Below are 6,744 nucleotides of genomic sequence, written 5' to 3'. Positions count from 1 at the left end.
TCAGTCTACGGTGATGTTGGCTGGTATGCCGCCATCGCGAGCAAGCTCGGCTCCTACAAGGGGTGGTGTTGCCGGGTGCGACATAGGTGCAAGGGCCACCTGAAGTCTAAGCGGCTAATATGGCACTTCAATGCTGTCGATTGTCCGGGAACCACGCTTTATGCAAACCGCCTACACCGTCCTGATCCTGTTGATGCTGGTCGGCGTCTCGCGCCTGATCGGACGGGTGGTTCCGTTGCCGTTGCCACTGGTGCAGATTGCCGCCGGTGCCTTGCTCGCCTGGCCGACGCTCGGATTGCATGTTGCCCTCGATCCCGAACTGTTTCTGTTTCTGTTCCTGCCACCGTTGTTGTTCTCCGACGGCTGGCGCATGCCCAAGCGCGAGTTCTGGCATCTGCGCGGGCCGATCCTGACGTTGGCGGTAGGGTTGGTGTTGTTCACTGTGGTCGGCGCCGGCTATTTCATCCACTGGTTGTTGCCCGCTGTGCCGTTGCCGGTGGCGTTTGCCCTGGCCGCCGTGCTGTCGCCGACAGATGCGGTGGCGGTCTCGGCGATTGCCCGTAATCGCCTGCCGACCCCTTTGATGCACATTTTGCAGGGCGAGGCGTTGATGAATGATGCCTCGGGCCTGGTGACATTCAAGTTTGCCTTGGTAGCAGCGGTGACCGGTGTGTTCTCGCTGGCCAATGCCAGTCTGACGTTCGTGCTGGTCGCTGTGGGCGGATTGGCTGTCGGCGTTGCGTTGAGCTGGCTGGTCGGGCGCCTGCGGGCCTGGATGATCGCCCGCGGTTGGGATGATCCGGCCACTCATGTCGTGTTCATGTTGTTGCTTCCGTTTGCCGCTTACGTACTGGCCGAACGGGTCGGCGTGTCGGGCATTCTCTCGGCGGTGGCGGCGGGGATGATGCAGAGCTGGCTCGATCTGCTGCCGCGCCAGACCAATACTCGCCTGCTCAATCGCAGTGTCTGGTCGCTGCTGGAGTTCGCTTTTAACGGCTTGATTTTTCTACTGCTCGGTTTGCAGCTGCCGGACATCGTCAAGGCGGTGGCCAGCCACGAAACTTCATTGTGGCCGACGTTGCTCTACCGTTGCCTTGATGTCGTGGCCATTTTCCTGGTGCTGCTGGTGTTGCGGTTCGTCTGGGTGCAGAGCATTTGGCGACTGTCCATTCTGATAAGGCGCTGGCGCGGAAAGGATGAGATCACTCGAGTGCCGAGCGCACGCTCCTGCGGGTTGCTGACCGTCGGCGGTGTGCGCGGCGCGGTGACGCTGGCGGGTGTGATGTCGGTGCCGATGCTGATGGGCGGGGAAGTATTCCCCGAACGTGATCTGCTGATCTTCATCGCCGCCGGGGTGATCCTGTTGTCGCTGATCGCTGCCTGCATCGCGTTACCGATGCTGCTGCAGGGCATCGAGACCAGCCCGGACGACAAACGACGCAACGAGGTGCGCGAGGCGTGGCGCAAAACCGCCGAAGCGGCCATTCATGCGCTCGAAACAGAAGAGGTCAACCCGCAGGACGCCGCCCAATCCGCGCTCGCCGCCGAGCTCAAGGCGCGGCTCATGTCCGAGTATCGCCATCAGTTGGAGGTGTTCAATGATTCGGCGGAAGCCCAGGCACTGGCCTTTCAGATGGACTTGCTGGAACGGCGTTTGCGATTGAAGGCGCTGCGGGCGCAACGCCTGGAGTTGTACAGCCTCAGTCGTCATCACCAGATTGGTGATGACGTTTTGCGTGAGGTGTTGGGAGAGCTGGATTTGAGTGAGGCCAAGTTGGGTCTCGTCAAATAAGCGAGCGCAAGCGGTGATCTTATGGATACGCCTTTTTCACGAGCGCGATATCACCTTCGCTGATGTGCATGCTTGCGGCCTGGTGCCAGTCGCCGATGGTGAGTTCATTTAGCACCTTGTAGTGCATGACTGACTGTCGGTCGTAGGGGGTATAGGTTTTACCCGGAACACGCTCAAAGGGGAACACATTGTCGTCAACTTCCTGCCTGGAGAAACCGAATGCTCTTGCATAGTAGCTATATGTTTTTTCTCGATCCCAAGGGATCTTGGCATCGGGATGTTGGTGCTCGTGGTGCAGACCTAGCGCATGTCCGAATTCATGGATGACCGTGCGCTGGTAATGAGGTGAAGAGAAGTTGGTTCCAAGGGACATTGATGCGTCATGAGGGCTGCCTGTCAGTGCATCTGTGCCGAAACGCGAGCTTCCCCCATCGTTGAATCGTGGCTGGAAGTCAACTCGGATGTCGCCAAGAAACGCTTCTGAGTTGTAAATGTCCTCTTCGTCAAGTTCTAAAAAGTCAAACTTCAGATTGATATGTGGCAACCACTTCGTAGCGCCTTTCTTTACCGCCTCAAATGAATGTTCATTGTATTTGTAAACGAGGATTTTAAGGGTTTTTCCAGGACTCCAGAATTTAGTGTGTTCGCCGACACCGCGTTTTTTTCTGCGCCCATTGCTGTCAGTGGCATTGCCCGGGCGCTCGCCGATTGCAGCGTTATATGAGTCGAGAGTATTGGGGGGTGGGATGCTCTTGCAGTACGTAAGTGCGTTCATGTTTGTACAAGTGTCCAAAACAATAAGTGGACTCTTAAAGTATTTAAAGTCTCCGAAGTTGTACAGTTGGGGGATTGTTCCAGTTGTTGCGGCGAGTGTTTTATTTAAAGTGCGCTGCACCGCGTTGCACGGTGCAGAAGCAATAACTGTTACTTGCTGCGAGTTGTAATGAAGTTGCGAATCCGCTCTGCGGCTTCCACGCATTCAGCCAATGGAGCCACAAGTGCCATGCGCACTCGCCCGGCCCCCGGGTTCAGGTCGTCGACTTCTCGGGACAGATAAGAGCCCGGCACGACCGTTACATGCTCCTGGACGAACAAGTCGCGGCAGAACGCTTCGTCATCACCTTCAACATTTGGCCACAAGTAAAAACCACCATCCGGACGTTGCACATCCATCACCGGGCCGAGAATTTCCAGCACCGCGTCATACTTTTCGCGATACAACGCACGGTTGGCGCGTACGTGCACTTCGTCGTTCCAGGCAGCAACGCTGGCCAGTTGAGTCTGAACCGGCATCGCGCAGCCGTGGTAGGTGCGATAGAGCAGGAAGCCTTTGAGAATGTCGGCATCACCGGCCACGAATCCTGAACGCAAACCCGGCAGATTGGAGCGCTTGGACAGGCTGTGGAACACCACGCAGCGCTTGAAGTCCTTGCGACCGAGTTCCACGCAGGCGCTGAGCAGGCCCGGCGGCGGGGTTTGTTCGTCGAAGTACAGTTCGCTGTAGCACTCGTCCGCGGCAATCACGAAATCGTATTCGTCGGCCAGGGCGATCAGTTTTTTCAGGGTGTCGACCGGAATCAACGCGCCGGTCGGGTTGCCCGGCGAGCACAGGAACAGGATCTGGCAGCGTTTCCAGATGTCCGGAGAAACAGCATCGAAATCCGGGTTGAAGCCGTTTTCATCCAGGCATGGCAGGTAATGCGGCTTGGCGCCGGCGAGGAACGCCGCGCCTTCGTAGATCTGGTAGAACGGGTTCGGGCTGACAACCAGGGCGTCGTCGCGACGGTTGACCACGGTCTGGGTAAAGGCGAACAGCGCTTCGCGGGTGCCGTTGACCGGCAATACGTTGCGCGCCGGGTCGATCCAGCCGTTCGGCACGCTGAAACGACGCTCGCACCAGGCGGCAATGGCTTCACGCAACTCCGGGATGCCGAGAGTGGTCGGGTACACGGCCATCTTTTCCAGATTGCTGGCCAGGGCCTCGGCGACAAAGCTTGGCGAACGGTGTTTCGGCTCGCCGATGGACAGGGCGATAGGACGCTTGTCGGGGTTGGGCGTGACGCTGCCGAGCAGGGCGCGAAGTTTCTCGAACGGGTAGGGCTGGAGCTGGGACAGAGCGTTGTTCATCGGGGGCCTCGTTCAATGTGGGAGCTGTGTGTTGACTGACACAGCGCTTTCGCGAGCAAGCCCGCTCCCACAGGGGGAAATTGTTAATTCAGATACTGATGCGCGACAGTTTGATATCGGGTTCCTGATTGACGCTCAACTGCTCGACGATTGCATCTTGTAACCGGCTGCACAGCAGCGGGTCGGACAGCGGCTGATTGTTCGCGTCGGTGATGAAGAACACGTCTTCCACGCGCTCGCCGAGGGTGGCGATCTTGGCGTTCTGCAGCGACAGGTCGAACTCCAGGAAAATCGTGCCGATGCGGGCCAGCAGGCCGGGGCGGTCGGGTGCGGTCAGTTCCAGTACGGTCACCGGACGCTGGGCATCGTTGTGGATCGTCACCTGCGGTGCAAAGGCAAAATGTTTGAGCTGGCGCGGCACCCGGCGCTGGATGATCGTCGGATAGTCGTCCGGGTTGCGCAGGGCTTCGGTCAGGCCGTCGCGGATCTGTTTGACCCGGGCCGGGTTATCGCCGATCGAGTCGCCATCGGTGTCGAGCACGATGTAGGTGTCGAGGGTGAACTGGCTGCTGGACGTGATGACCCGGGCGTCATGAATGTTCAGGTTCAACTGGTCCATCGCGGCCACGGTCACGGCGAAGAAATCGTGCTGGTCCGGTGCGTAGATGAAGATCTGCGTGCCGCCCTCGAATTCCCGTTGTGTGGTTTCCTTGATCAGCACCAGCGGCCCGCCGTCGGACGGCTGCTGGAGAATCGCGTCAGTGTGCCAGGCAACGTCGCCGGCGGTGTGACGCAGGAAATAGTCATCGCCCAACTGTGCCCACAACTGCTCGACATCGTCCGGATCGTTGCCGCCGCGCACCAGGATGTCCAGGGCTGCGCTTTGGGTCTGGCGGATCTGCTCTTCGCGGTCCACCGGGTTTTCCAGGCCGCGACGCAGTGCGCGTTTGGTCTCGGTATAGAGCTGACGCAACAGGCTGGCACGCCAGGAATTCCATAGCGTCGGGTTGGTGGCGTTGATGTCGGCGACGGTCAGCACATACAGGTAATCGAGGTGGGTTTCGTCACCGACGATCTGCGCGAAGTCGTGGATCACCTGCGGGTCGGACAAGTCCTTGCGCTGGGCGGTGGTCGACATCACCAGGTGATTCTGCACCAGCCAGACGATCAGGCGGCTGTCCCACACGGGCAGCTGATGGCGCTGGCAGAACGCCTCGGCGTCCACTGCACCGATTTCCGAGTGGTCGCCATGCCGGCCCTTGCCGATGTCGTGGTACAGGCCAGCCAGGTAGATCAGCTCAGGCTTGGGCAACTTGCCCATGAGCTTGCTGGCCAGCGGGAATTTTTCCGACACCTGGGTGTACTGCAACTTACGCAGGTGTTTGATCAGGTTTAGCGTGTGGGCGTCGACCGTGTAAATGTGGAACAGGTCATGCTGCATCTGCCCGACGATAAAGCCGAACTCCGGCAGATAACGCCCGAGAATGCCGTAGCGGTTCATCCGCCGCAGGTTGCGGTGGATGCCGATCTTGCACTTGAACAGCTCGATGAACAGGCTGGTGTTGCGGATGTCGTTGCGGAAATCGTCGTCGATCAGGTGGCGATTTTCGCGCAGCAGGCGAATGGTGTCGGCACGCACGCCTTTGATTTCCGGCTGCTGGGCCATCAGCACGAAGATTTCCAGCATGGCGAACGGCGTGCGGCGGAACACGTTATCGTTACGCGCCTCGATGTAGCCGTCGTGCAGCTGGAATCGCGAGTTGATCGGCTGCGGCGGCGCCTCGTCTTCCGGCGCGAGGATGACTTCCTCGAAGTGCTGGATGATCAAATCGCTCAGCTGGGCAATGCTCATCACCACCCGGTAATACTGCTGCATGAAGTTTTCGACGGCCTGTTTGGCGTCGTCGCCTTCGAACCCAAGCAGTTTGGCAATGGCGCGCTGGTGGTCGAACAGCAGACGGTCTTCGGAGCGACCGGCAAGCATGTGCAGCGCATAGCGGACCTTCCACAGGAACTCCTGGGAAGAGGCCAGCAGGGCGTTTTCGCTCTCGACCAGGAAGCCTTCGCCCGCCAGTGCCCGCAGGTTCAGGGTGCCGTATTCGCGACGGGCCACCCAGAGGATCGTCTGGATATCCCGCAGGCCGCCAGGCGAGCCTTTGACGTTGGGTTCCAGGTTGTATTCGGTGTCGTTGTACTTGTGGTGACGGGCTTTTTGCTCGGCCCGTTTGGCCAGGAAGAAGTCCTTGCTCGGCCACATGTGCGCGGTGCTGGTGACATCCAGCATGCGCTGGCGCAGATGTTCGGGGCCGGTAATGGTCCGGCTTTCCATCAGGTTGGTTACTACCGTCAGGTCGGCGCGGGCCTCCACGGCGCATTCGTCGACCGAGCGAACGCTCTGACCGACTTCCAGGCCGATGTCCCACAGCAGCGTCAGAAAACGCTCGATGGAATCGCGGAAAACTTCATGATCGGCGCTGTCCAGCAGGATCAGCAGGTCAATGTCGGAGTAAGGGTGCAGTTCGCCGCGACCATAGCCGCCGACCGCGACCAGCGCGATGTCGGCGTCTTCACTCCAGTTGAACTGCTCCCAGGCCTTTTGCAGGATGTTATCGACGAACCAGGCGCGATCCTCGATCAGCCGACGGATGTCGCGGCCGCTGCGAAAGCGTGCATCGAGCACCTCGCGGGCCTGGCGGATCGCCTTCTTGAAGGCCGCGATAGGGCTTGCCTTCAGGGCCAGTTCAGCCTGGAACTGGCCGCGGTCGAAGAGTTCGGGATCCACCTGCGGCATCGATTGGCTTTCCTATCTATAAGGCTGGGAACGA

At 59.4% G+C, this 6,744-nt stretch carries 4 protein-coding genes; 1 reads left to right on the top strand and 3 read right to left on the bottom strand.

Annotated features, from left to right (window positions below; translation table 11 throughout):
* Positions 1–160 precede the first annotated feature (160 nt).
* Positions 161–1,792: a Na+/H+ antiporter gene (locus ACW9JC_RS15710; protein WP_457455901.1), complete on the top strand. Its 1,632-nt coding sequence runs from the start codon at positions 161–163 to the stop codon at positions 1,790–1,792.
* A gap of 19 nt (positions 1,793–1,811) precedes the next feature.
* On the opposite strand, the gene ACW9JC_RS15705 is transcribed toward ACW9JC_RS15710, so the two are convergent.
* From ACW9JC_RS15705 to ACW9JC_RS15695, 3 genes are all read right to left on the bottom strand, one after another.
* Entirely contained in the window at positions 1,812–2,567 is a 756-nt protein-coding gene (locus tag ACW9JC_RS15705; protein ID WP_457455899.1) for a M12 family metallopeptidase, read from the bottom strand.
* A 149-nt stretch (positions 2,568–2,716) separates the two neighbouring features.
* Positions 2,717–3,919, bottom strand: a complete 1,203-nt coding sequence (gene dapC, locus ACW9JC_RS15700; protein WP_457455898.1) for a succinyldiaminopimelate transaminase — start codon at positions 3,917–3,919, stop codon at positions 2,717–2,719.
* A gap of 88 nt (positions 3,920–4,007) precedes the next feature.
* Positions 4,008–6,710, bottom strand: a complete 2,703-nt coding sequence (locus tag ACW9JC_RS15695) for a [protein-PII] uridylyltransferase (protein ID WP_416128092.1) — start codon at positions 6,708–6,710, stop codon at positions 4,008–4,010.
* Between the last annotated feature and the right edge of the window lie 34 nt (positions 6,711–6,744).

The sequence above is a fragment of the Pseudomonas sp. SDO5591_S426 genome (assembly GCF_054070755.1).
This window is presented reverse-complemented; position numbering and strand designations above follow the sequence as displayed.